Annotated in this window: 14 protein-coding genes and 1 riboswitch; of the genes, 5 read left to right on the forward strand and 9 right to left on the reverse strand. The window is 72.6% G+C overall.

What is annotated here, in order from left to right; translation table 11 throughout:
* Window positions 1-58 precede the first annotated feature (58 nt).
* Window positions 59-2,863 carry a bifunctional acetate--CoA ligase family protein/GNAT family N-acetyltransferase gene (locus tag ABD343_RS28825; RefSeq protein ID WP_344532321.1) on the reverse strand — a complete coding sequence of 935 codons (2,805 nt, stop codon included), beginning with the start codon at window positions 2,861-2,863 and terminating at the stop codon, window positions 59-61.
* Between the two features lie 122 nt (window positions 2,864-2,985).
* Between ABD343_RS28825 and ABD343_RS28830 the strand changes: the two genes are divergently transcribed.
* Complete coding sequence (locus ABD343_RS28830) at window positions 2,986-3,267, forward strand: HPr family phosphocarrier protein (protein WP_344532322.1); 282 nt, start codon at window positions 2,986-2,988, stop codon at window positions 3,265-3,267.
* 171 nt (window positions 3,268-3,438) lie between these two features.
* On the opposite strand, the gene ABD343_RS28835 is transcribed toward ABD343_RS28830, so the two are convergent.
* The 3 genes from ABD343_RS28835 to ABD343_RS28845 all read right to left on the reverse strand — a co-directional run bounded on the left by ABD343_RS28835 (window position 3,439) and on the right by ABD343_RS28845 (window position 7,462).
* Entirely contained in the window at window positions 3,439-4,293 is an 855-nt protein-coding gene (locus ABD343_RS28835; protein WP_344532323.1) for a M23 family metallopeptidase, read from the reverse strand.
* 13 nt (window positions 4,294-4,306) lie between these two features.
* A riboswitch (cyclic di-AMP (ydaO/yuaA leader) is annotated at window positions 4,307-4,470 on the reverse strand.
* Between the two features lie 236 nt (window positions 4,471-4,706).
* Window positions 4,707-6,077 carry a M16 family metallopeptidase gene (locus tag ABD343_RS28840; protein ID WP_344532397.1) on the reverse strand — a complete coding sequence of 457 codons (1,371 nt, stop codon included), beginning with the start codon at window positions 6,075-6,077 and terminating at the stop codon, window positions 4,707-4,709.
* A gap of 29 nt (window positions 6,078-6,106) precedes the next feature.
* Window positions 6,107-7,462 carry a M16 family metallopeptidase gene (locus ABD343_RS28845; RefSeq protein ID WP_344532324.1) on the reverse strand — a complete coding sequence of 452 codons (1,356 nt, stop codon included), beginning with the start codon at window positions 7,460-7,462 and terminating at the stop codon, window positions 6,107-6,109.
* Between the two features lie 299 nt (window positions 7,463-7,761).
* Here ABD343_RS28845 and ABD343_RS28850 point away from each other — a divergent pair, with 299 nt between their 5' ends.
* Window positions 7,762-10,227: a DNA gyrase/topoisomerase IV subunit A gene (locus ABD343_RS28850; RefSeq protein WP_344532325.1), complete on the forward strand. Its 2,466-nt coding sequence runs from the start codon at window positions 7,762-7,764 to the stop codon at window positions 10,225-10,227.
* A gap of 48 nt (window positions 10,228-10,275) precedes the next feature.
* Here the strand turns inward: ABD343_RS28850 and ABD343_RS28855 are convergent, their stop codons facing one another.
* Complete coding sequence (locus ABD343_RS28855; RefSeq protein ID WP_344532326.1) at window positions 10,276-11,406, reverse strand: CobW family GTP-binding protein; 1,131 nt, start codon at window positions 11,404-11,406, stop codon at window positions 10,276-10,278.
* Window positions 11,407-11,545: 139 nt separating this feature from the next.
* On the opposite strand from ABD343_RS28855, the gene ABD343_RS28860 reads away from it, so the two are divergent.
* Entirely contained in the window at window positions 11,546-12,514 is a 969-nt protein-coding gene (locus ABD343_RS28860) for a ferredoxin family protein (RefSeq protein WP_344532327.1), read from the forward strand.
* Window positions 12,515-12,870: 356 nt separating this feature from the next.
* Window positions 12,871-14,472 (forward strand): ATP-binding protein, encoded by a 1,602-nt coding sequence (locus ABD343_RS28865; protein WP_344532398.1) that lies wholly within the window; start codon window positions 12,871-12,873, stop codon window positions 14,470-14,472.
* Here ABD343_RS28865 and ABD343_RS28870 read toward each other — a convergent pair.
* From ABD343_RS28870 to ABD343_RS28880, 3 genes are all read right to left on the reverse strand, one after another.
* A complete protein-coding gene (locus ABD343_RS28870; protein ID WP_344532399.1) occupies window positions 14,450-16,093 on the reverse strand; it encodes a solute symporter family protein in 1,644 nt (547 codons plus the stop codon). The genes ABD343_RS28865 and ABD343_RS28870 overlap by 23 nt on opposite strands.
* Window positions 16,094-16,098: 5 nt before the next feature.
* Window positions 16,099-16,599, reverse strand: a complete 501-nt coding sequence (locus ABD343_RS28875) for a DUF485 domain-containing protein (RefSeq protein WP_344532328.1) — start codon at window positions 16,597-16,599, stop codon at window positions 16,099-16,101.
* A 97-nt stretch (window positions 16,600-16,696) separates the two neighbouring features.
* Window positions 16,697-18,820 (reverse strand): DNA gyrase/topoisomerase IV subunit B, encoded by a 2,124-nt coding sequence (locus ABD343_RS28880; protein ID WP_344532329.1) that lies wholly within the window; start codon window positions 18,818-18,820, stop codon window positions 16,697-16,699.
* Between the two features lie 456 nt (window positions 18,821-19,276).
* Here ABD343_RS28880 and ABD343_RS28885 point away from each other — a divergent pair, with 456 nt between their 5' ends.
* Window positions 19,277-19,507, forward strand: a complete 231-nt coding sequence (locus ABD343_RS28885; RefSeq protein ID WP_344532330.1) for a DUF7455 domain-containing protein — start codon at window positions 19,277-19,279, stop codon at window positions 19,505-19,507.
* 607 nt (window positions 19,508-20,114) lie between these two features.
* Here the strand turns inward: ABD343_RS28885 and ABD343_RS28890 are convergent.
* Window positions 20,115-20,939, reverse strand: coding sequence for a S1 family peptidase (locus ABD343_RS28890; RefSeq protein ID WP_344532331.1), 825 nt, complete (start codon window positions 20,937-20,939; stop codon window positions 20,115-20,117).
* Window positions 20,940-21,151 lie beyond the last annotated feature (212 nt).

Raw genomic sequence — 21,151 nt, forward strand, 5'->3', positions numbered from 1 at the left:
ATCCTACGGGCCCGTCTCTGGGGCCCGCCCCCTCCCGAAACTTGGGACACCGCACGCCTCAGTACGCCGGGAGGCGCCGGGCCCCCAGATCCGGGCGCGGCGGAGGCGGGGCCACGCGTACCGAGGCGTTCAGCACGGTCACGCCCCGCGGCGCGACGACCACCGGGTCCAGCTCGACGGAGACGACCTCGGAGTGGTCGTCGAGGAGCAGCGAGACCCGCACCAGGACGTCCTCCAGCGCCGCGGTGTCCACGGGCTCGGCGCCGCGCCAGCCGAAGAGGATCGGCGCGCTCCGGATCGCCCGCACCAGCGCCGCCGCCTCGCGGTCGGTGACCGGCACGAGGCGGTGCGCGACATCGCCGAGCAGCTCGGACGGCGTACCGGCGAGGCCGAAGGAGAGGACGGCGCCGATGCCGGGGTCGACGGCGGCGCGCACGACCGTGCCGGCGCCGCGCGGCGCCATGGCCTGCACGACGGGCCGCAGTTCGCCGGGGGTGCCGAGCGCCGCGGTCAGCTCCCCGTACGCGCGCCGCAGCCCGCCCTCGCCCGCGATGTCGAGGCGTACGCCACCGAGGTCGGCGCGGTGCCGCAGGTGGGGGGCCGTGGCCTTGAGCGCGACGGGGAAGCCGAGGCGCCGCGCGGCCTCCACGGCGGCGTCGGCGTCGGGCGCGGGGAGCGTGGGCTGGACGTCGAGGCCGTAGGCGGCGAGCAGCGTGGCGGTGTCCTCGGCGTCCAGGGCGTGGCTGCGGGCCGTGGCGACGGTCGCGGCCGGATCGGGCGCCGTGGCGCGCGCGAGGAGCGCGGCGGCGGCCTGCTCGTCGGCCTCGAACTCGGGGACACGGCCCGGCGTGGCGGCCTCGCGGCGCCACTGGGCGTAGCGCGCGGCCTCCGCGAGGGCGCGCGAGGCCCGCTCGGGCGCCCCGTAAGCGGGGATGCCACGGGCGGCGAGCGCCGGGTCCAGGCCCTCCAGGGCGAGGTGGACGACGGCGACGGGCTTGGTGGCGCCCTTGGTGGCGTCGCCGAGCGCTTCCGCGAGCGCGTCGGCGAGCCCGGCGGGCGGGGCGGGCGGCACCCCGTCGGTCGCTGCGTCCGGCCCCGCGTCGGGCGCTGCGTCCGGCCCCGCGTCGGGCCCCGCGTCGGGCGCCGTCGTGGGCACCCAGGGAATCGCCGTGACGACGACGGAGTCCGTGCCGGGGTCGGCGAGCGCCTCCCGGAGCGCGTCCGCGAAGTCCGCCGGGGTCGCCTCGGCGGGGAGCGCGAGGACGGGCCGGGGGCGGAGGCCGTCGGTGAGGCAGGCGTCGTAGGTGAGCAGGCTGAGCGCGTCGGTGTTGCCGAGGATCGCGACCCGGGGCCCCTCAGGGCGGGGCTGGCTGGCGAGCAGCACGCCGCTGTCGAGGAGCTGGGTGAAGCTGTCGACCATGAGCACGCCCGCCTGCCGCAGCAGCTCGGTGACGGTGGCGTCGGGCGTGCTGGAGGCGGGCGCCGCGTGGCCCGGAGGGGGCGCGCTGCCGCGCTGCCGCGCTCCCTTGACGACCACGACGGGCTTACGGGCGGCGGTGCGCTTGGCGAGCCGGGTGAACTTGCGGGGGTTGCCGATGGACTCCAGGTACATCAGCACGACGTCGGTGTCCGGGTCCTCGTCCCAGTGCTGGAGCAGGTCGTTGCCGGAGACGTCGGCCCGGTTGCCCGCCGAGACGAAGGAGGAGGGGCCGGTTCCGCGCCGGTGCAGCCCGTCGAGGAGGGCGATGCCGATGGCGCCGGACTGGGTGAAGACCCCGATCCGGCCGCGCCGGGGGGTGCGGAGAGAGGGGGTGGTGTTGAGGCGGACGCCGGGGTCGGTGTTGATGAGGCCGAGCGCGTTGGGCCCGATCACCCGCATCCCGTACGAGCGGGCGAGCCGCACCAGCTCGCGCTGCTCGTCGCGGCCGAAGCCGTCGGAGTAGACGACGACGCCCTGGACGCCGCACTCGCCGCACTCGGTGACCACGGAGGTCACCTGCGCGGCGGGCACGGCGATCACGGCGAGGTCGATGTGCTCGGGTACGTCCCGCACGGAGCGGTGGGCCGGGACCCCGGCCAGCTCGGTGACGCCCTCGGGCAGCGCCCGGTTCACGGCGTACGTACGGCCGGTGAAGCCCGCCGTGCGCAGGGACTCCAGGGACGCGCGGCCCGCGCCGCCGGGGCCGCGGCTGACGCCGACGACGGCGACGGAGCCGGGCGCGAGCAGCCGTTCGGCGGAACGGCCCTCGGCACGCTGCTCGCGGGCGCGCATGACGGCGAGGGACTCCTCGGTCGGTTCGAGGTCGAGGGTGAGGTGGACCGAGCCGTCCTCGAAGCTGCGCTTCTGGGAGTAGCCCGCGTCCGTGAACACCTTGATCATCTTGGTGTTGGCGGGCAGCACCTCGGCGGCGAACCGGCGGATGCCGCGCTCGCGGGCGACGGCGGCGATGTGTTCGAGGAGCGCCGAGGCGACGCCCCTGCCCTGCTGGTCGTCGCGGACGAGGAAGGCGACCTCGGCCTGTTCTTCGGAGGAGGAGCCGGCCGGGGACGAGGCGGGGCGGCCGGAGGCGTCGATGCGGTCGTAGCGGACGGTCGCGATGAATTCGCCGCCCACGGTGGCGGCGAGGCCGACGCGGTCCACGTAGTCGTGGTGCGTGAAGCGCCGTACGTCACGGTCGGACAGCCGCGGGTATGGTGCGAAGAACCGGTAGTACTTGGACTCGTCGGAGACCTGTTCGTAGAAGCTGACCAGGCGCTCGGCGTCGTCCGGCGCGATGGGACGGACGCGCGCCGTCCCGCCGTCGCGCAGCACGACGTCCGCTTCCCAGTGGGTCGGGTAGGCACGCTCCTGGGGAGTCCGCATGAGGCCCAGCGTACGGCGGCGTACGCCGGGGGCACGCCCTGGAACGCCGCACTCCGGTCGCCGTGCGAAACTGGTCTAGACAACTCCATACGTCATCTCACACGAACCCGAAGGGCAACACCATGGTTGAGCGCCGCGTCACCGTAGGCTGGGCCGAGGGCCTGCACGCCCGCCCCGCCTCGATCTTCGTCCGTGCCGCCTCGGCCGCCGGCGTCCCCGTCACGATCCAGAAGGGCGACGGCTCCCCCGTGAACGCCGCCTCGATGCTGGGCGTGCTGGGCCTCGGTGCCGAGGGCGGCGAGGAGATCGTGCTGGCCTCGGAGGCGGAGGACGCCGGTCCGGCGCTCGACCGTCTGGCGAAGCTGGTCTCCGAGGGGCTGGAGGAGCTTCCGGAGACCGTCTGACGCTCCGCGGCGACCGCGGACCACGAGAGCGGGTGGAATCCCTGACCGGATTCCGCCCGCTCTCGCATTGCGCCCGCTCTCGCTCTGTCCGTCGCGTCCTTCGCCCCTGGGGCCTCGGGACATGAAACAGCCCCCGGCCGCCGCCGGGGGCTGTTCGCCGGAAGACCTGGATCAGACGTTCACGCCGTGCTGGCGCAGGTACGCGATCGGGTCCATGTCCGAGCCGTAGTCGGGGCCGGTACGGGCCTCGAAGTGGAGGTGCGGACCCGAGGAGTTGCCGGTCGAGCCGGAGAGGCCGATCTGCTGGCCCGCGGTGACGGACTGGCCGACGGAGACGCCGATCGAGTTCAGGTGGCCGTACTGCGTGTACGTGCCGTCCTCGTGCTTGATCACGATGTTGTTGCCGTACGCGCCGCCGTTGCCGGCCTCGACGACCTCGCCCGCGGCGACGGACTTCACGGGGGTGTTCATGCCCGCGTGGAAGTCGATGCCGGTGTGGCTGCCGGAGGACCACATGCTGCCGCCGGTCTTGTAGCCGGTGGACACCGCGCCGTCGACGGGCGCGACGTAACCGCCGCCGCCGACCGCGGCGCGCTGGGGCGCGGCCGAACGGGAGGCGGTCTGCGTGGCCTTCTCGGCGCGCGCCTCCTTGGCCTTCTCGCGGGCCTTCTCGGCCGCCGCCTTGCGCTTGGCCTCGGCGGCCTTCTTCTTGGCCTCGGCCTTGGTCTTGGCGGCCTCCGCCTTGGCGGCGGCCTCGGCCTCGGCCTGGATGGTGGCGGTCTTCGCCTCCTGGGCCTGCTGGTCGACAGCCTCGGCCAGGTCGCCGCGCGCCTCGATGGCGTGGGTGAGGCCGGTGTCGTGGACGTCGGACTGCCCACCGTCGGAGGCGAGGGCCGGGGACGCGAGGGTCCCGACGACGCCTGCGGCGGTGAGCCCGGCTATGCCCGCCGCGCCGGCACTGGCACGGCGCATACGGCTGGGCTGCTTGGGACGTCGGTGCTTCCCGGTGGCACGGGTGAACGCCATGGGCTGGCGTACTCCTTTCCTTCCCTCTCGCCTACCGGGTTAGCTGACGGGTTCGGAGCAGGAAGGTCTCCTACGGGCAACCCCTGGCGGGGTCGCCCGATTCACCCCAGGGACTTCGTGTGGGTCCCCGGCTCCCTCGAACCCTGACGGGTCTTCGGGACTCGGCGATTCACTGGGCGTCGGCCGCGGGCGCGGTCACTTCTGACGCACAGCGGCACCGACGCTAAGCGGGGCGTCTCCGGGGCGCCAAACGAATCCCGGAGTTTGTCGCACACGCCACACCGCTTCTCACCACAACACTGAACCAATCGGACATTTGACGGTCCCACGGGTCACACGCCGACCGCACGACAAGACCCCGCGGAAGCGGACGTACCACTTCCACGGGGCCTCCGTGTCGCACCGGTCCGAGGTCAGCCTCCGCTGACGACCTTGACCTCGCCGATCCCCAACTCCCGTACGGGCTCCGCGATCTGCGAGGCGTCACCGACCAGGACCGTCACCAGACGGTCGGCAGGGAAGGCGCTGACGGCCGCCGCCGTCGCCTCCACCGTGCCGGTCTCGGCCAGCCGGGCGTACAGCTCGCCCTGGAAGTCGTCCGGCAGGTGCTGCTCGACCTGGTCGGCCAGCGTCCCGGCGACGGCCGCCGACGTCTCGTACCGCAGCGGGGCCACGCCCACCAGGTTCCGCACGGCCACGTCCCGCTCGTCGTCCGTCAGGCCCTCGGCGGCGAGGGTGCGCAGCACCTTCCACAGGTCGTCCAGCGCCGGGCCCGTGACGTCCGTGGCGACCGAGCCGCTGATGGCCAGCAGCGCGGCACCCGTGCCCTCGGCCGAGGAGCGCATCACCTGGCCGAAGGCGCGCACCCCGTACGTGTACCCCTTCTCCTCGCGCAGGACGCGGTCCAGGCGGGAGGTGAGGGTGCCGCCCAGGCAGTAGACCCCCAGGAGCTGCGCGGGCCACACGCGGTCGTGCCGGTCCGGGCCGACGCGGCCGATGAGCAACTGGGTCTGCACGGCGCCGGGACGGTCGACGATCACGACACGGCCCGCGTCGTCCGCGGTGATCGGCGGCACCGGGCGCGGCTCGGCCGACGAGCCGGTCCAGGCGCCCAGGGTGTCGGCGAGCGCCGCGTCCAGGTCGACGCCCTCCAGGTCGCCCACGACGACGACGGTGGCGGTCGCGGGGCGCACATGCGCCTCATAGAACGCCCGTACGGCCGCGGCGTCGATACGGGCGACCGTGTCCTCGGTGCCCTGGCGCGGGCGCGACATGCGGGACTCGGCCGGGAACAGCTCCCGGGACAGCTCCTTGGCGGCGCGGCGGGCCGGGTTGGCCAGCTCGTGCGGGATCTCGTCCAGGCGGTTGTTCACCAGGCGCTCGATCTCGCCGTCCGGGAAGGCCGGGGCGCGCAGCGCGTCGGCGAGCAGCCCCAGCGCCTTCGGGAGCCGCGAGACCGGCACCTCCAGCGAGACACGGACGCCGGGGTGGTCCGCGTGGGCGTCGAGGGTGGCGCCGCAGCGCTCCAGCTCGGCGGCGAACTCCTCCGCGTCGTGCTTGTCGGTGCCCTCGCTCAGCGCGCGGGCCATGATCGTCGCCACGCCGTCCAGGCCCTCGGGCTCGGCGTCCAGCGGCGCCGTGAGGTTCACCTCGACGGCGACGACCTCCTGGCCCGGGCGGTCGCAGCGCAGCACCGTGAGGCCGTTGGGCAGCGTGCCGCGCTCGGGCGTGGGGAAGGCCCAGGGCTTGGGTGTGCCGCTGGAGGGCTGCGGGTGGAATTCCATGGTCGTGCCCGCGGGCGCGTCGGCGTCGCTCACTGGCCGGTCTCCTCAAGCTCGTTCTCGTCGTCCTCGGAACCCGCCTCGGCCGTCGGCTCCGCCGGCTCGTACACCAGCACGGCGCGGTTGTCCGGGCGCAGCCGCGCGGCGGCCACGGCGCGGACCTCCTCGCGGCTGATGTCGAGGATGCGGCCCACGGCGCTCAGGGCGAGCTGGGGGTCGCCGAACAGCACCGCGTACCGGCACAGTTCGTCCGCGCGGCCGCCCACCGTCGCCAGCCGGTCCAGCCATTCGCGCTCCAACTGGGCCTGGGCGCGCTCCATCTCCTCCTCGGTCGGGCCCTCCTCCGCGAACCGGCGCAGCTCGTCGTCGACCGCGGACTCGATGTCCGCGACCTCGACGCCGCCCGACGCCTTCACGTCCAGCCAGCCCAGCGAGGGCGCCCCGGCGAGCCGCAGCATCCCGAAACCGGCGGCGACCGCGCTGCGGTCGCGCCGCACCAGGCGGCTGTAGAGCCGGGAGGACTCGCCGCCGCCGAGCGCGGTCAGCGCCAGGTCGGCCGCGTCCGACTCACGGGTGCCGTCCTGCGGCAGCCGGTACGCCGCCATCATCGCGCGGGAGGGCACCTCCTCGACGAGGACCTCGCGCTTCTCCTCGCCCAGCACATCCGGCAGCGAACCGTCGCGCGGCGGGCGCTTGCCCTCGTGCGCGGGGATGGAGCCGAAGTACTTCTCGATCCAGGCGAGCGTCTGGTCCGGGTCGATGTCGCCGACGACGGACAGCACCGCGTTCCCCGGGGCGTAGTACGTACGGAAGAACTCCTGGGCGTCCTGGAGGGAGGCCGCGTCCAGGTCGGCCATGGAGCCGATGGGCGTGTGGTGGTACGGGTGGCCCTCGGGGTAGAGCATCGCGGTCAGGCGCTCGAACGCGGTGCCGTACGGCACGTTGTCGTACCGCTGGCGGCGCTCGTTCTTGACGACGTCCCGCTGGTTCTCCATCGACTCCTCGTCGAGGGCGTGCAGCAGCGAGCCCATGCGGTCGGCCTCCAGCCAGAGGGCCAGCTCCAGCTCGTGCGCGGGCATCGTCTCGAAATAGTTGGTCCGCTCGAAGCTGGTCGTGCCGTTGAGCGAGCCGCCCGCGCCCTGCACCAGCTCGAAGTGGCCGTTGCCCTTCACCTGGCCCGAGCCCTGGAACATCAAGTGCTCGAAGAGGTGGGCCAGTCCTGTGCGGCCCTCGACCTCGTGGCGGGAACCGACGTCGTACCAGAGGCAGACAGCGGCGACGGGGGTCAGATGATCCTCGGAGAGCACCACCCGCAGGCCGTTGGCCAGCCGGTGCTCCGTCGCTGTCAGCCCACCGGTGCCCTGCGGGGGCGTGGCCGTGTGACCCATGGGCATGGAGTCCCTTCGATCGCGGGGATTCCCGGCGAACGCCGGGACTTGTTTCGGGGCCGCCCGGCGCGCGCGGCGCGGCGGGCGGCCCTGTCACTGTATGCAACCGCGCCGACTACGTGCGAAGTTCCCGTACGGTACGCCCATGAGCTGGGCTCCCGCTCGTACGTCCGTCGGGTCGGAGGGCCCCGTGTCAGTGCCGAGGTCCACAATGGTCCGCGGCACGGAAGCACGGAAGCACCACATCAGCACCCACAACAGCAGCACAGCACCGAAGCAGCGAAGGAGCCGCAGCCGCGATGGCCCGCCGCAGTAAGAACAGGACGCCCGGGGGCGCGTCAGGTCCTGGGTCCGGGGAGGACTTCGAGGAGCGCATCCTCGACATCGACGTCGTCGACGAGATGCAGAGCTCCTACCTGGAGTACGCGTACTCGGTGATCTATTCGCGCGCGCTCCCCGACGCACGCGACGGGATGAAGCCGGTCCAGCGCCGGATTCTGTACCAGATGCACGAGATGGGCCTGCGCCCCGACCGGTCGTACGTGAAGTGCGCCCGCGTCGTCGGCGAGGTGATGGGACGTCTCCACCCGCACGGCGACAGCGCGATCTACGACGCGCTGGTCCGCATGGCCCAGTCCTTCTCCATGCGCCTCCCCCTGGTCGACGGCCACGGGAACTTCGGCTCGCTGGGCAACGACGACCCGCCCGCCGCCATGCGGTACACCGAGTGCCGCGCCGCGCCCGCCGCCGGACTGCTGGTCGACTCGATCGACGAGGAGACGGTCGACTTCGCGCCGAATTACGACGGCAGCCAGGAGGAGCCGGTCGCGCTCCCCGCGGCGTATCCGAACCTGCTGGTGAACGGGGCCTCGGGCATCGCCGTCGGCATGGCGACCAACATGCCGCCGCACAATCTCGGCGAGGTCATCGCCGCGGCCCGGCACCTGATCAAGCACCCGAACGCGGACCTGGACACCCTGATGCGCCACGTCCCGGGCCCCGACCTGCCCACGGGCGGCAGGATCGTCGGCCTGGAGGGCGTCAAGGACGCGTACGCGACGGGCCGCGGCACCTTCAAGATCCGCGCGACGGTCGCCATAGAGCAGGTCACGGCACGCCGCAAGGGCCTGGTGGTGACCGAGCTGCCGTTCGCGGTCGGCCCGGAGAAGGTCATCTCCAAGATCAAGGACCTGGTCAACTCCAAGAAGCTCCAGGGCATCGCCGACGTCAAGGACCTCACCGACCGCGCCCACGGCCTCCGCCTGGTCATCGAGGTCAAGAACGGGTTCAACCCGGAAGCCGTCCTCGCCCAGCTCTACAAGCTGACGCCCATGGAGGAGTCCTTCGGGATCAACAATGTGGCGCTGGTCGACGGCCAGCCCCTCACCCTGGGCCTCAAGGAGCTGCTGGAGGTCTATGTCGACCACCGCTTCGAAGTGGTGCGGCGGCGCAGCGAGTTCCGGCGCACCAAGCGGCGCGACAGGCTGCACCTGGTCGAGGGCCTGCTGGTCGCCCTGCTCGACATCGACGAGGTCATCAGGATCATCCGGTCGAGTGACAACGCGGCCGAGGCCAAGGCGTCCCTCATCTCCCGCTTCGAGCTCAGCGAGATCCAGACGCAGTACATCCTGGACACCCCGCTGCGCCGGCTGACGAAGTTCGACCGGCTGGAGCTGGAGGGCGAGCGCGACAGGCTCCGCGCGGAGATCGAGGAGCTGACGCGGATCCTGGATTCCGACGCCGAGCTGCGCAAGCTCGTCTCCTCCGAGCTGTCCGCCATCGCGAAGAAGTACGCGACCCCGCGCCGCACCGAGCTGCTGGACTCCGCCGAGGCGCCCGTGGCGGTCGTCCCGCTGGAGGTCGCCGACGACCCCTGCCGGGTGCTGCTGTCCTCGACGGGCCTGCTGGCGCGCACGGCGAACGGGGAGACGTCGTTCGAGGAGTCCTCCAAGCGCGTGAAGCACGACGTGGTCCTCTCCGCCGTGCCCGCCACGACGCGCGGCGAGGTCGGGGCCGTGACCTCGACGGGACGGCTGCTGCGGCTCACCGTCGTGGACCTGCCGCAGCTCCCGGAGACCGCCACCAACCTGTCGGGCGGAGCGCAGATCTCGGAGTTCCTCTCGCTGGAGGACGGCGAGTCGCTCGTCTGTCTGACGACGCTGGACGAGTCCTCGCCGGGTCTGGCGCTCGGCACCGAGCAGGGCGTCGTCAAGCGCGTGGTCCCCGACTATCCGTCGAACAAGGAGGAGTTGGAGGTCGTCACGCTCAAGGACGGCGACCGCATCGTGGGCGCCGTCGAGCTGCGCACCGGCGAGGAGGACCTGGTCTTCATCACCGACGAGGCGCAGTTGCTGCGGTATCCGGCGGGCCAGGTGCGTCCGCAGGGCCGCGCGGCGGGCGGCATGGCCGGGATCAAGCTGACGGGCGACGCCAAGGTGCTCTTCTTCAGCGCCGTCGACCCGTCGGCCGAGGCCGCGGTGTTCACGGCCGCGGGCGCCGAGGGCACGCTGGACGACTCGATGAGCACCGCCAAGCTCACGCCCTTCGACCAGTACCCGCGCAAGGGGCGCGCGACGGGCGGCGTGCGCTGTCAGCGGTTCCTCAAGGGCGAGGGCCGGCTGGTCATGGCCTGGGCGGGCCCGACACCGGCCCGCGCGGCGACCAAGGCGGGCGCCCCCGCCGAGCTCCCCGAGCCCGACCCGCGCCGCGACGGCTCGGGCCTGCCGCTGGGCAAGCCGGTCGCGGCCATCGCGGGCCCGGTGTAAGGGCCGGTCGTACGGTCGGGAGCCGGGCCTACACCAGGTCCGGCTCGCCTACACCAGGTCCGGCTCCTCGACCTCGACCCCGTCCTCCCCGGCAGCCTCCGGGTCGGCCTCGACGTAGCGCAGGACGCCCCACATGGCGCGCTCGTCGGCACCGGCGTCCGCGTCGGCACCGGTGCCAGCACCGGCATCCGCACCGGCTGAGCCGTCGGCGACGCACGCGTCGGCGCCCGCGCGCAGCGCGTCCCCGTCCAGCCCGGAACCGATCATCACGACCTGGCTCCCGCGCGCCTCGCCGCGCTCCCACTCCATGGGGGTGAAGCGCAGGAAGCCGCCCACGGCGTGCATCGCGTACTTGCGCGCGGGGTCGGCGGGGCCGAAGTCGACAATTCCCTTCATCCGGTAGAGCCCGGCGGGGCGGGTGTCGAGGAAGTCCAGGAAGCGGCGCGGGTCCAGCGGCTCCTTCGCGCGGAACTCCACGACCTCGTACGAGGCGTGCAGATGCCCCTCATGGCCGTCCCCCGCCTCCTCCTCGTCGTACAGCAGCATGTCGAAGGAGAGCTGCTCCACGTCGGCCCGCTCGCGCCGCGTGCGGTCGAAGAGCAGCTCCGGGTCGACCCGGCCGTACGAGGCCTCCACCACCGGCGTCCCCGGGCTCAGCTCCTCCAGGGTCGCGCGGAGCGCGCGCAGGGGCCCGGGCTCCGCCCTGTCGGCCTTGTTCAGCACCAGGAGGTCGGCGGCGGCGACGTGCCGGTCCAGCTCCGGGTGGCGCTCCCGTACGGCCGTGAACTCGGCGGCGTCGACCACCTCGACCAGTCCGCCGTACGTGATGTGCGGGCTCTCGCTGGCGAGGATCATCCGGATCAGCGTCTCGGGCTCGGCCACCCCGCTGGCCTCGATCACGATCACGTCCATGCCGGCCGAGGGGCGGGCCAGGACCTCCAGGACCTCGTCCATGTCGCTCGTGTCCACCGCGCAGCACAGACAGCCGTCGCCCAGCGACACCATCGAGTCGACCTGGCCCGCGACCGTCATGGCGTCGATCTCGATGCTCCCGAAATCGTTCACGATCGCGCCGATACGGGTGCCTCTGCTGCGCCGTAGGAGATGGTTGAGGAGCGTGGTCTTCCCGGACCCCAGGAAGCCCGCCAGGATGACGACCGGAATCCTTCTGCTGCCCAACGCCGCGCCTCACTCTCCAGGGACCGAAGGCTGCCGATCGTAGCGAACGGCACCGACAGCCGATCACCCGCGCGGCGGCGGGGACGAGAGCGGGAGCGCGGCCGGGCGGGGCGTTCCCGCGGAGGTTAGGCTCACCTGTGTGAGCACGTGTGCGACGGCCTCCCGAGTGCTGGCCGAACCTCTCGCCGCCACGGCGGCCACCGCCCGGACGTGGCTGCTGGTCGAGCAGCCGGGCCCGTGGGGCGCGAAGGCGCTGACGGAGAGCCACCTCGACCCGGAACTCGGCCGGGCGCTCGAAGCCGCCGCGGGCGCGCACGGGGCGCGCGTCGCGCTCATCCGCCGCCCCGGACGGCACGCCGACTGCGCGGGCACGGCCGCCCGCCGCGTGTTCCTCGCCCGCACGGAGCCGGGCGACTCCTGGATCCGTACGACCGTGCTGCCCGACAGCCCGGACGGCGACGCGGTGCTGCGCGCGCTCGACTTCGCCGCCCTCGACGCGGACGGCCCGGACGCGCTGCCGGAACCGTGGCGGCCGTACGAGGGCGAGCCGCTGGCCCTCGTGTGCACCAACGGCAAGCGCGACCGCTGCTGCGCCCTTCTCGGACGGCCGCTCGCCGCGGAACTGACGGCCTCCGGCATCGGGAACGTCTGGGAGATCACCCACATCGGCGGCCACCGCTTCTCCCCCACGCTGCTGGTCCTGCCGTACGGCTACGCGTACGGACGGACCGGCGCCGCCGCCGTCAAGGACGTGCTGGAGGCCGTACGGCAGGGACGCGTACGGACCGAGGGCTGCCGTGGCCGCTCGGCGTGGGACCGTCCGGGACAGGCCGCCGATCTCGCGGTCCGCGAACACACGGGGGAGGACGGCGCGGACGCGCTGACCGTCACGGACGTGCGTGAGGAGAGCGGCGAAGAGAGCCAAGAGGAGTCCGCCGGGCGCTGGGAGGTCACCGTCGCCCACCGGGACGGGCGGCGCTGGCGCGTGACCGTCGTCTCCGTGGACGACGCGCTGCCGGTCCCCGCGAGCTGCGGCGTCGTGCCGGGCGCCCCCGCGCGGGCACACGTGGAGAGCATCGCCCAGGTCACAGCGGAGACCCCCGTCTGACGGATACCGTCCCGGAACGGCCACGGGCATCGGTGCCGCGCACCGCTCTCCGTAGGGCCGTACAGCCTTACGGCCGTACCGTGCGGCCGCGTGCTCGTCGTCGTCCGTACGGCGCGACCGTGCGGCGCATGACCGTACGGTGCGTGGCCGTGCCCGGTACGGCCGCACCGGATACCGCACGGCCGTACCGGCCGCTCCACTCGTACCGCCGTACCGACCGTCCCGCCCACTCCACCGCCGCACCCCGAGGGTGTCCCGTGACCGCACAGCCACGCGCCGCAGGCGCGCGTCGCCGCTTCCCGTTCCGTCTCGCCCGTATCGGCTGGCCGCAGCGGGTCTTCTCGCAGGTGCTGCTGATGCAGCTCGCGATCGTCACCGGAGTGACGGCGGTGGCCACGGGCCTGTTCCTGGCGCCGTTCAGCGACCAGCTCGACGACCAGGCGATGCGGCGCGCGCTCGCCATCGCCCAGTCCACGGCCGCCGAGCCCGGCCTGGACGACCTGGTCACCGAGGGCGCGCGGCCAGACCCCGACGGGCCCGTGCAGCACGTCGCCGAGCGGGTACGGCGCGCGACCGGCGCGAGCTATGTCGTCGTCATGGACACCCGGGGCATCCGCTGGTCGCACGCCGAGCCCGAGCGCGTCGGCGAACACGTCTCCACCGACCCCGGAGAGGCCCTCGCGGGGCGCGAGGTGCGCCACATAGACGACGGGACCCTGGGCCGCTCCGCGCGCGGCAAGGTGCCGCTGCGCGACGCGGACGGCGACGTCGTCGGCGCGGTCTCGGTCGGTATCGCCTACGACAGCGTGCGCGCCCGGCTGCTGAGCGCGCTGCCCGGGCTCCTGGCGTACGCGGGGGGCGCGCTCGGCGTGGGCGCGCTAGCAGCGCTGCTGATCTCCCGGCGGCTCCAGAAACGCACCCACGACCTGGCCTTCTCCGACATCTCCGCGCTCCTGTCCGAGCGCGAGGCGATGCTGCACGGCATCCGCGAGGGCGTCGTGGCCCTCGACCCCCGGGGCAGGATCCGGCTCATGAACGACGAGGCGCAGCGCCTCCTGGACCTGCGCCCCGAGCACACGGGGCTCCTCCTGGAGGACGCGCTCGGCCCCGGCCGTACGACCGAGGTGCTGGCGGGCCGCGTCCCCGGCTCCGATCTGCTGGCCGTCCAGGGCGGCAGGGTGCTGGTCGCCAACCACATGTCCACGGACGACGGGGGCGCCGTGGCCACCCTGCGCGACCGTACGGAGCTGGAGCTGCTGGGACGCGAACTGGACGGCTCGCACGGCCTGATCGACGCCCTGCGCGCCCAGGACCACGAACACGCCAACCGGATGCACATCCTGCTGGGGCTGCTGCAGTTGGAGATGTACGACGAGGCGGTCGAGTATCTGAGCGAGGCCGTCGGCGTGCACCGCGCGACGGCCGAGCAGATCTCCGAGCGGGTGCGCGACCCGCTGCTCGCGGCCCTGCTGGTCGGCAAGGCGACGGTCGCGGCGGAACGGGGCGTCGCGCTGACCGTCTCCCCCGGCACGCTGCTGCCGGACCGTCTGATCGGCCCGTCCGAGCTGGCGACGGTCCTCGGCAACCTCGTGGACAACGCGCTGGACGCCGCGGCGGGATCGGCGGACGCCCGCGTGGAGGTCGCGCTGACCGTACGGGACACGACGGGGGTGGCGCTCAGGGTGAGCGACAGCGGGCCCGGCATCCCGCCCGACCGCCGCGAGATGGTCTTCGCCGAGGGCTGGTCCACCAAGCAGCCCCCGGCGCACGGAAAGCGCGGCCTGGGGCTCGCCCTGGTGCGACGGCTGGCCGAGCGGCACGGAGGCAGCACGTCGGTGTCCGAAGGGGCGCACGGCGGAGCGGAGTTCACCGTCGTCCTGCCGGACGCGCTGCATCCGCTCCCCGCCCAGGAGCGGGGCGGTCCGGACGGCTCGGCTACACCGCCCCGGCCCCGGTGAGCGAGCGGACCTCCGTCTCCGCGTGCCGCGCCACGTCCGCGCCCTCCCGCGAGGTGACGGTGCCGAGCCAGCCCGCGAAGAACCCGAGCGGAATGGAGACCAGCCCCGGGTTCTCCAGCGGGAAGAGCGCGAAGTCGATGCCGGGGAAGAGCGCGTGCGGAGCGCCCGACACGACCGGGGACAGCAGCACGAGCGTCACGGCGGGGACCAGCCCTCCGTAGACGGCCCATACGGCGCCCCGCGTGGTGAAGCGGCGCCAGAAGAGCGCGTAGAGCAGCACGGGCAGGTTTGCCGAGGCGGCGACAGCGAAGGCGAGACCCACCAGGAAGGCCACGTTCAGCTCCTGCGCCAGCAGGCTCAGCGCGATGGCCACCCCGCCGATGACCGCGGCGGCGAAGCGGGCGACCCGCACCTCCTCCCGCGCGCCCTCCGCCCGCACACCGTCCTCCCGTACGCCCTTCGCTCGTACGCCCGCCGCCCGTACGCGCCCGCGCAGCGAGGCGTACAGGTCGTGGGCGACGGCGGCCGAGGCGGCGAGCGTGATGCCCGCGACGACGGCCAGGATCGTGGCGAACGCGACGGCCGCCGCCAGCGCGGAGAGCGCCGCTCCGCCCCGGGACCCCGCGCCGCCGCCCAGCTCGACGGAGAGCAGCGGGATCGCGGTGTTCCCGGCGGGGCTCGACTCGCGCACCGCGCCGGTGCCGACCAGCGCCGCGGCGCCCGTACCGAGCACGATGGTCATCAGGTAGAAGCTCCCGATGAGCCCGATGGACCACACGACGGACCGTCTGGCCGCCCGCGCGGTCGGCACGGTGTAGAACCGCGCGAGGATGTGCGGCAGGCCGGCGGTGCCCAGCACGAGGGCCAGGCCGAGGCTGAGGAAGTCGAGCCGGGCCGCCCAGCCGCCCCCGTACTTGAGCCCGGGGGCGAGGAAGTCCCGCCCGTACCCGCTGCGTTCGGCCGCGCTGGTGAGCAGCGCGCCCATGTCGCCGCCGAAGCGCACGAGCACCAGTACGGTCAGCGCCAGGGCGCCGCCCATGAGCAGCACGGCCTTGACGATCTGGATCCAGGTGGTGGCCCGCATCCCGCCGAAGCACACGTACGTCACCATCAGCGCGCCGACGCCGAGCACCGTCCAGGTGTGCGCGGCGCCGCCCGCGCCGCCCAGGAGCAGCGCGACGAGGCTGCCCGCGCCGACCATCTGCGCGACCAGGTAGAGCACGGAGACGGCGACGGAGGACGCGCCCAGGGCGATACGGACCGGCCGCTCCCGCACGCGCGCGGCGACGACATCGGCGAGGGTGAACCGGCCGCAGTTGCGGACGAGTTCGGCGACGAGCAGCAGCACGACCAGCCAGGCCACGAGGAAGCCGATGGAATAGAGCATTCCGTCGTACCCGTAGAGGGCGATGAGGCCGGAGATGCCGAGGAAGGACGCCGCGGACATGTAGTCCCCCGCGATGGCGAATCCGTTCTCCATGGGCGTGAAGAGCCGGCCGCCCGCGTAGAACTCCTCGGCCGAGCCGTGCCGCCTGCTGCCCGCCCAGCTCGTGATGGCGAGCGTGGTGGCGACCACCGCGCTGAACAGCAGCAGCGTCAGCGTCTGGTGGCTTCCGGTCAGATGGCTCACGCGACCGGCTCCCCGTGCGCGGCGGTTCTGGCCATGTCCTGGGTCTCCCAGCGCAGTTCGAGCGCGAGCCGGTCCCGGCGCAGCCGGGCGTGGCGGGCGTAGGCCCAGGTGAGCAGGAACGTGGTGGCGAACTGCGCGAGGCCTGCGGCCATCGCGACGTTGAGCACCCCCGCCACCGGGCGCGCCATCAGCCCGGGGGCGCAGGTCGCGGCGGTGACGTACGCGAGATACCAGACGAGGAACGCGGCGGTCGCGGGCAGCGCGAAACGGCGGTAGCGCCGCCGCACCTGCTGGAAGGCGGCGCTGCGCTGCACGGTGAGGTACACGGCGTCCTGCGCCGCGGGGTCCACCGGGGCCGTCGAGTCCGCCGGGACCGCCGTGGCCGCCGTGGCCGCCGGGTTCACCGGGGACTGACCGTTTCTGCTCTCCGGCAGCCGCGCGGGCGGCGCCTCCCGGCCGGAGGCCAGGGCGTCGTACCAGGGGTCTTCGATCCGCATGCCCCAGGATGGACAGAGGGGCGGGAGCCCGGTCCGGACAATCCCGCCCCTTCACCCCTTCAGGTGATGGACGTGTGAAAGCGGCGCGGAAGGGGCCTTACACGTCGATGCGGGAGCGGTCCAGCGTGGACGCCGAGGAACTGATGAACTCCCTGCGCGGCGCGACGTCGCTGCCCATGAGCAGATCGAACACCTGCTCGGCGGCCTCCAGGTCGCTGATGTTGATCCGGCGCAGCGTCCGGTGGCGCGGATCCATCGTCGTCTCGGCGAGCTGGTCGGCGTCCATCTCACCGAGGCCCTTGTAGCGCTGGATCGAGTCCTTGTACCGCGTCTTGGTCCGCTCCAGCTCCAGCAGGGTCTGCCGCAGCTCGTTGTCCGAGTACGTGTACAGGTACTTGTCCTGTCCCTTCTTGGGGTTGACCAGCTCGATCCGGTGCAGCGGCGGCACCGCGGAGAAGACCCGCCCCTCCTCGACCATCGGCCGCATGTAGCGCTGGAAGAGCGTGAGCAGCAGGGTGCGGATGTGCGCGCCGTCCACATCGGCGTCGGCGAGGAAGATGACCTTCCCGTACCGCGCCTGGTCGATGTCGAAGGTCCGCCCGGACCCGGCTCCTATCACCTGGATGATCGCACCGCACTCGGCGTTCTTGAGCATGTCGGCGACCGACGACTTCTGAACGTTGAGGATCTTGCCCCGGATCGGCAGCAGCGCCTGGAACTCCGAGTTCCGCGCGAGCTTGGCCGTACCGAGTGCCGAGTCGCCCTCGACGATGAACAGCTCGGCCCGGTCCACGTCGTCGCTGCGGCAGTCCGCGAGCTTCGCGGGCAGCGCGGAGGACTCCAGGGCGGTCTTGCGCCGCTGCGCCTCCTTGTGCTGCCGCGCCGCGATGCGCGTACGGGCCGCGGCCACGACCTTCTCCAGCACGGAGGTGGCCTGCGCCTTGGCGTCCCTCTTGGTCGACAGCAGGAACGCCTTCAGCTCCTTGGCCACCACCTGCGCGACGATCCGCGAGGCGGCCGAGGTGCCCAGCACCTCCTTGGTCTGCCCCTCGAACTGCGGCTCCGCGAGCCGCACGGTCACGACCGCGGTCAGCCCCTCGGTTGCGTCGTCCTTGACGACGTCGTCGTCCGCGACGCGCAGCAGCTTCTTGGCCCGCAGCGCCTCGTTCACGGTCTTGGTCACCGAACGTTCGAATCCGGAGACGTGGGTGCCGCCCTTGGGCGTCGCGATGATGTTCACGAACGACTTGAGCGTCGTGTCGTACCCGGTGCCCCAGCGCAGCGCGATGTCCACGCCCAGTTCGCGCTGGACCTCGGTGGGGATCATGTGGCCGCGGTCGTCCAGGACGGGCACGGTCTCCTTGAAGGTGCCCTGCCCCTGGAGGCGCACGACGTCGCACACGGGCCTGTCCGGCGCGAGGTACTCACAGAACTCGCTGATCCCGCCGTCGTAGCGGAACGTCTCCTCGCTCGGCTCCGTCCCGTCCACGCCCCGCTCGTCCCGCACGACAAGCGTGAGTCCGGGCACCAGGAACGCGGTCTGACGGGCGCGTGCGTGCAGCGTCTCCAGCGACAGCCGCGCGTCCTTGAGGAAGATCTGCCGGTCCGCCCAGTACCGCACCCGGGTGCCGGTGCGGGTCTTGGGGATCTTCTTCCCCTTGAGCAGCCCGGTGGCCGGATCGAACGGGGCGTCGGGCCCCTGCTCGGTGAAGATGCCCGGAACACCGCGCCGGAAGCTGATGGAGTGCGTACGGCTGTTCAGGTCGACCTCGACGTCCAGGCGCGAGGACAGCGCGTTCACCACCGAGGCGCCGACGCCGTGCAGACCGCCGGAGGCCGCGTACGCGCCGCCGCCGAACTTGCCGCCCGCGTGCAGCTTCGTCATCACGACCTCGACGCCGGACAGCCCCGTCTTGGGCTCGACGTCGACGGGGATGCCACGGCCGTTGTCGCGGACCTCGACGGACCCGTCCTCGTGGAGGATGACCTCGATGCGGTCGCAGTAGCCGCCCAGGGCCTCGTCGACGGAGTTGTCGATGATCTCCCAGAGGCAGTGCATCAGGCCTCGACTGTCCGTCGAGCCGATGTACATGCCGGGGCGCTTGCGGACCGCCTCGAGCCCCTCCAGGACAAGCAGATGCCGCGCGGTGTAATTGGAGCCGCCATCGCGGTCTGCCCCGGTCAGCAGTGCGGTGGACGGCACGGACGTATCGGCGGTCACGCGGTTCGCTCCTCGCTGAATTCTGCTTGAGACGGCTGGGTTGCCGCGTCAGAGGGTACCGAGGCCCAGGACAGCGCGTGTCGTGCGACCCAGGAGAAGTGCCATGTTAGCCCACTTTCGATAGCTTGTTCGATAACACGACCGGGTGACGCACACATCACGTTCCCTTCCAGGCATGAACCATTTAGGCTCCGGGCACGTCCTCCTGAACGAAGGGCGCATCGTCGGCAACCGCCGGCAGCGACAGCCACCCGCACCGTCACAACTTCACAGGACCGACCGACAACAGTGTGAAGACGATCCATCCCCTGCAATACGGCCCATTCGCCGCCACCCGGCAGCATTCCGGCCTCCCGGAGAAAAAAGTCAGGGAATGAAGGCCAGAGCGGGAACGTTTTCGGCCTGGTTGGATGTTGACCCTGGTACGACAGCTCGTCGAGCTAGAGAAGAGGCGACGTGACTACTGTTCTGACCCCCGCGACCCCGCTGACGGCCGCAGACCGCTGTGACCGGTGCAACGCTCAGGCGTACCTGCGCGTCGTGCTGCTCAGTGGCGGTGAGCTGCTGTTCTGCGCCCACCACGGCCGCAAGTTCGAGCCGGAGCTCAAGAAGATCGCCGCGGAGATACAGGACGAGACGGAGAAGCTCACCGCGACTCCCGTGACCGCAGGCGAAGACGAACGATGACGTCCTGACACCTGACGCGCGTTCCGCGCGTATCGCGTCCGCATCCGACGAGCTCGGACCGGCCCAGGGCCGGATCGTGGCGGGCGGTCTCCCCCGGAATTCCGGGGGCAGGCCGCCCGCTCTCGTCATTGGGACGGCATTTCGCTGACAGCGAAATAGGATGCGCGCACTACGCGCTTCACTCCGCGGGGTTTAACCGTGCCGCGTTTTTTTGCGTGCGCGCGTAAGCCCCCGCCGTACGGCAGCGCCCGTTCTCCCGGCCCCGTACGGCCCTCGGCCGCCGTTCCCCGTAGATCCGGACGGGCAGGGCCCCCGAGGCTCCCAGAGGCCCGCCCAGCGCCGCGCGGGGGCCACATATGGCACCTCGACGGCCGGACGACAGGCCTCGTCGGCGCGCACGCCCCATGAACAGGCTCAGCGGTCCGCCCCCGTGAGCGCACGGGACCGGACCGCCGGAATCCGGATCACGAGGATCTGGATCACGAGGATCTGGATCACGAGGATCTGGATCACGAGGATCTGGATCACGAGGAACCAGTTCGCGAGGAACCGGATCTCCCGGGCCGGACCTGCGAGGGCCCGGCTCGGGAGACCGTCGCGCCGTCCGTCAGGACCCGTGCTGCCGCACCATGTCCGCGACGGCGGAGACGCGCGTATAGACGCCGGGGCGCCCGCGTTCGCCGCAGCCCACGCCCCAGGAGACGAGGCCAACCAGCTTGCCCCGGGCGATCAGCGGTCCGCCGCTGTCCCCCTGGCAGGCGTCCCGCCCGCCCTGCGCGACCCCCGCGCACACCATGGACGCGGCATCGAACTTGCCCTCGGACGAACCCGGGTACGAGCGCGCGCACGCCCCGTCCTTCACCATGTCCACCCGAGCGGCCCGCAGCGAGGTCGCGTACCGTCCGCTGCCCGACGTGTCGCCCCAGCCGAAGACCGAGGCCGTGGTCCCCGGGCGGTACGCCCCGTCGCCGCGCCCGGCCATCGGGATGACGGCGCTCTTGGGCAGCGGCGACTTCAGCCGCAGCACGGCGACGTCCCCACGGTTGGTCCGGCTGTCGTAGTCCGGGTTGACCCACACCGAGGAGACGGGGATCTCCTTGCCCGCCTTCCCCCGCAGGTCGCCGCGGCCCGTGATGATCCGCAGATCCCGCACCGTGCGCCTATCGACCCCGAGGACCTCGCGGCTCATGCAGTGCGCCGCCGTGATCGCCGTACGCGGGCCGACCACCGCTCCCCCGCAGAACTGTCCCGAGCGGGTACCGCCGAACAGGGCACGGCTGGAGAGCGCCACCACCCAGGGGTGGTCCTGCGCGCGCACCGCCGCACCGCCGATCACCGCGCGGTCGGCGTCCCGGTCACGAGCGGACGCCGCGGACGCCTGCGGAGCGAGCAGCGCCGCCAGCAGAACGCTCAGCAGCGCGGGCACAAGCATTCGGACACCAACAGTTCGTTCACAGCGCTTCACGCCCGACCTCCTCACCGTACGGGGCTCCGTGACCACCCAGGGTGTTCCCGGCGCACTCCCCCCGCATCCGGAGAGATCAGGCGGCACGGGAGTTCGGTCCGTACGGCCGAACGGCGTACCCGTAACCTGTGGAACCCCCGCACACGCGAGAAGGCCGACCGCCCGGTGAGGGGCGCGTC

It is taken from the genome of Streptomyces albiaxialis (assembly GCF_039530985.1).
GTDB lineage: Bacteria > Actinomycetota > Actinomycetes > Streptomycetales > Streptomycetaceae > Streptomyces > Streptomyces albiaxialis.

Coding starts and splice junctions, on each gene's coding strand:
- ABD343_RS28825 (WP_344532321.1), bottom strand. CDS start 2,863: ATGCGGACTCCCCAGGAGCGTGCCTACCCGACCCACTGGGAAGCGGAC.
- ABD343_RS28830 (WP_344532322.1), top strand. CDS start 2,986: ATGGTTGAGCGCCGCGTCACCGTAGGCTGGGCCGAGGGCCTGCACGCC.
- ABD343_RS28835 (WP_344532323.1), bottom strand. CDS start 4,293: ATGGCGTTCACCCGTGCCACCGGGAAGCACCGACGTCCCAAGCAGCCC.
- ABD343_RS28840 (WP_344532397.1), bottom strand. CDS start 6,077: ATGGAATTCCACCCGCAGCCCTCCAGCGGCACACCCAAGCCCTGGGCC.
- ABD343_RS28845 (WP_344532324.1), bottom strand. CDS start 7,462: ATGGGTCACACGGCCACGCCCCCGCAGGGCACCGGTGGGCTGACAGCG.
- ABD343_RS28850 (WP_344532325.1), top strand. CDS start 7,762: ATGGCCCGCCGCAGTAAGAACAGGACGCCCGGGGGCGCGTCAGGTCCT.
- ABD343_RS28865 (WP_344532398.1), top strand. CDS start 12,871: ATGCAGCTCGCGATCGTCACCGGAGTGACGGCGGTGGCCACGGGCCTG.
- ABD343_RS28875 (WP_344532328.1), bottom strand. CDS start 16,599: ATGCGGATCGAAGACCCCTGGTACGACGCCCTGGCCTCCGGCCGGGAG.
- ABD343_RS28890 (WP_344532331.1), bottom strand. CDS start 20,939: ATGCTTGTGCCCGCGCTGCTGAGCGTTCTGCTGGCGGCGCTGCTCGCT.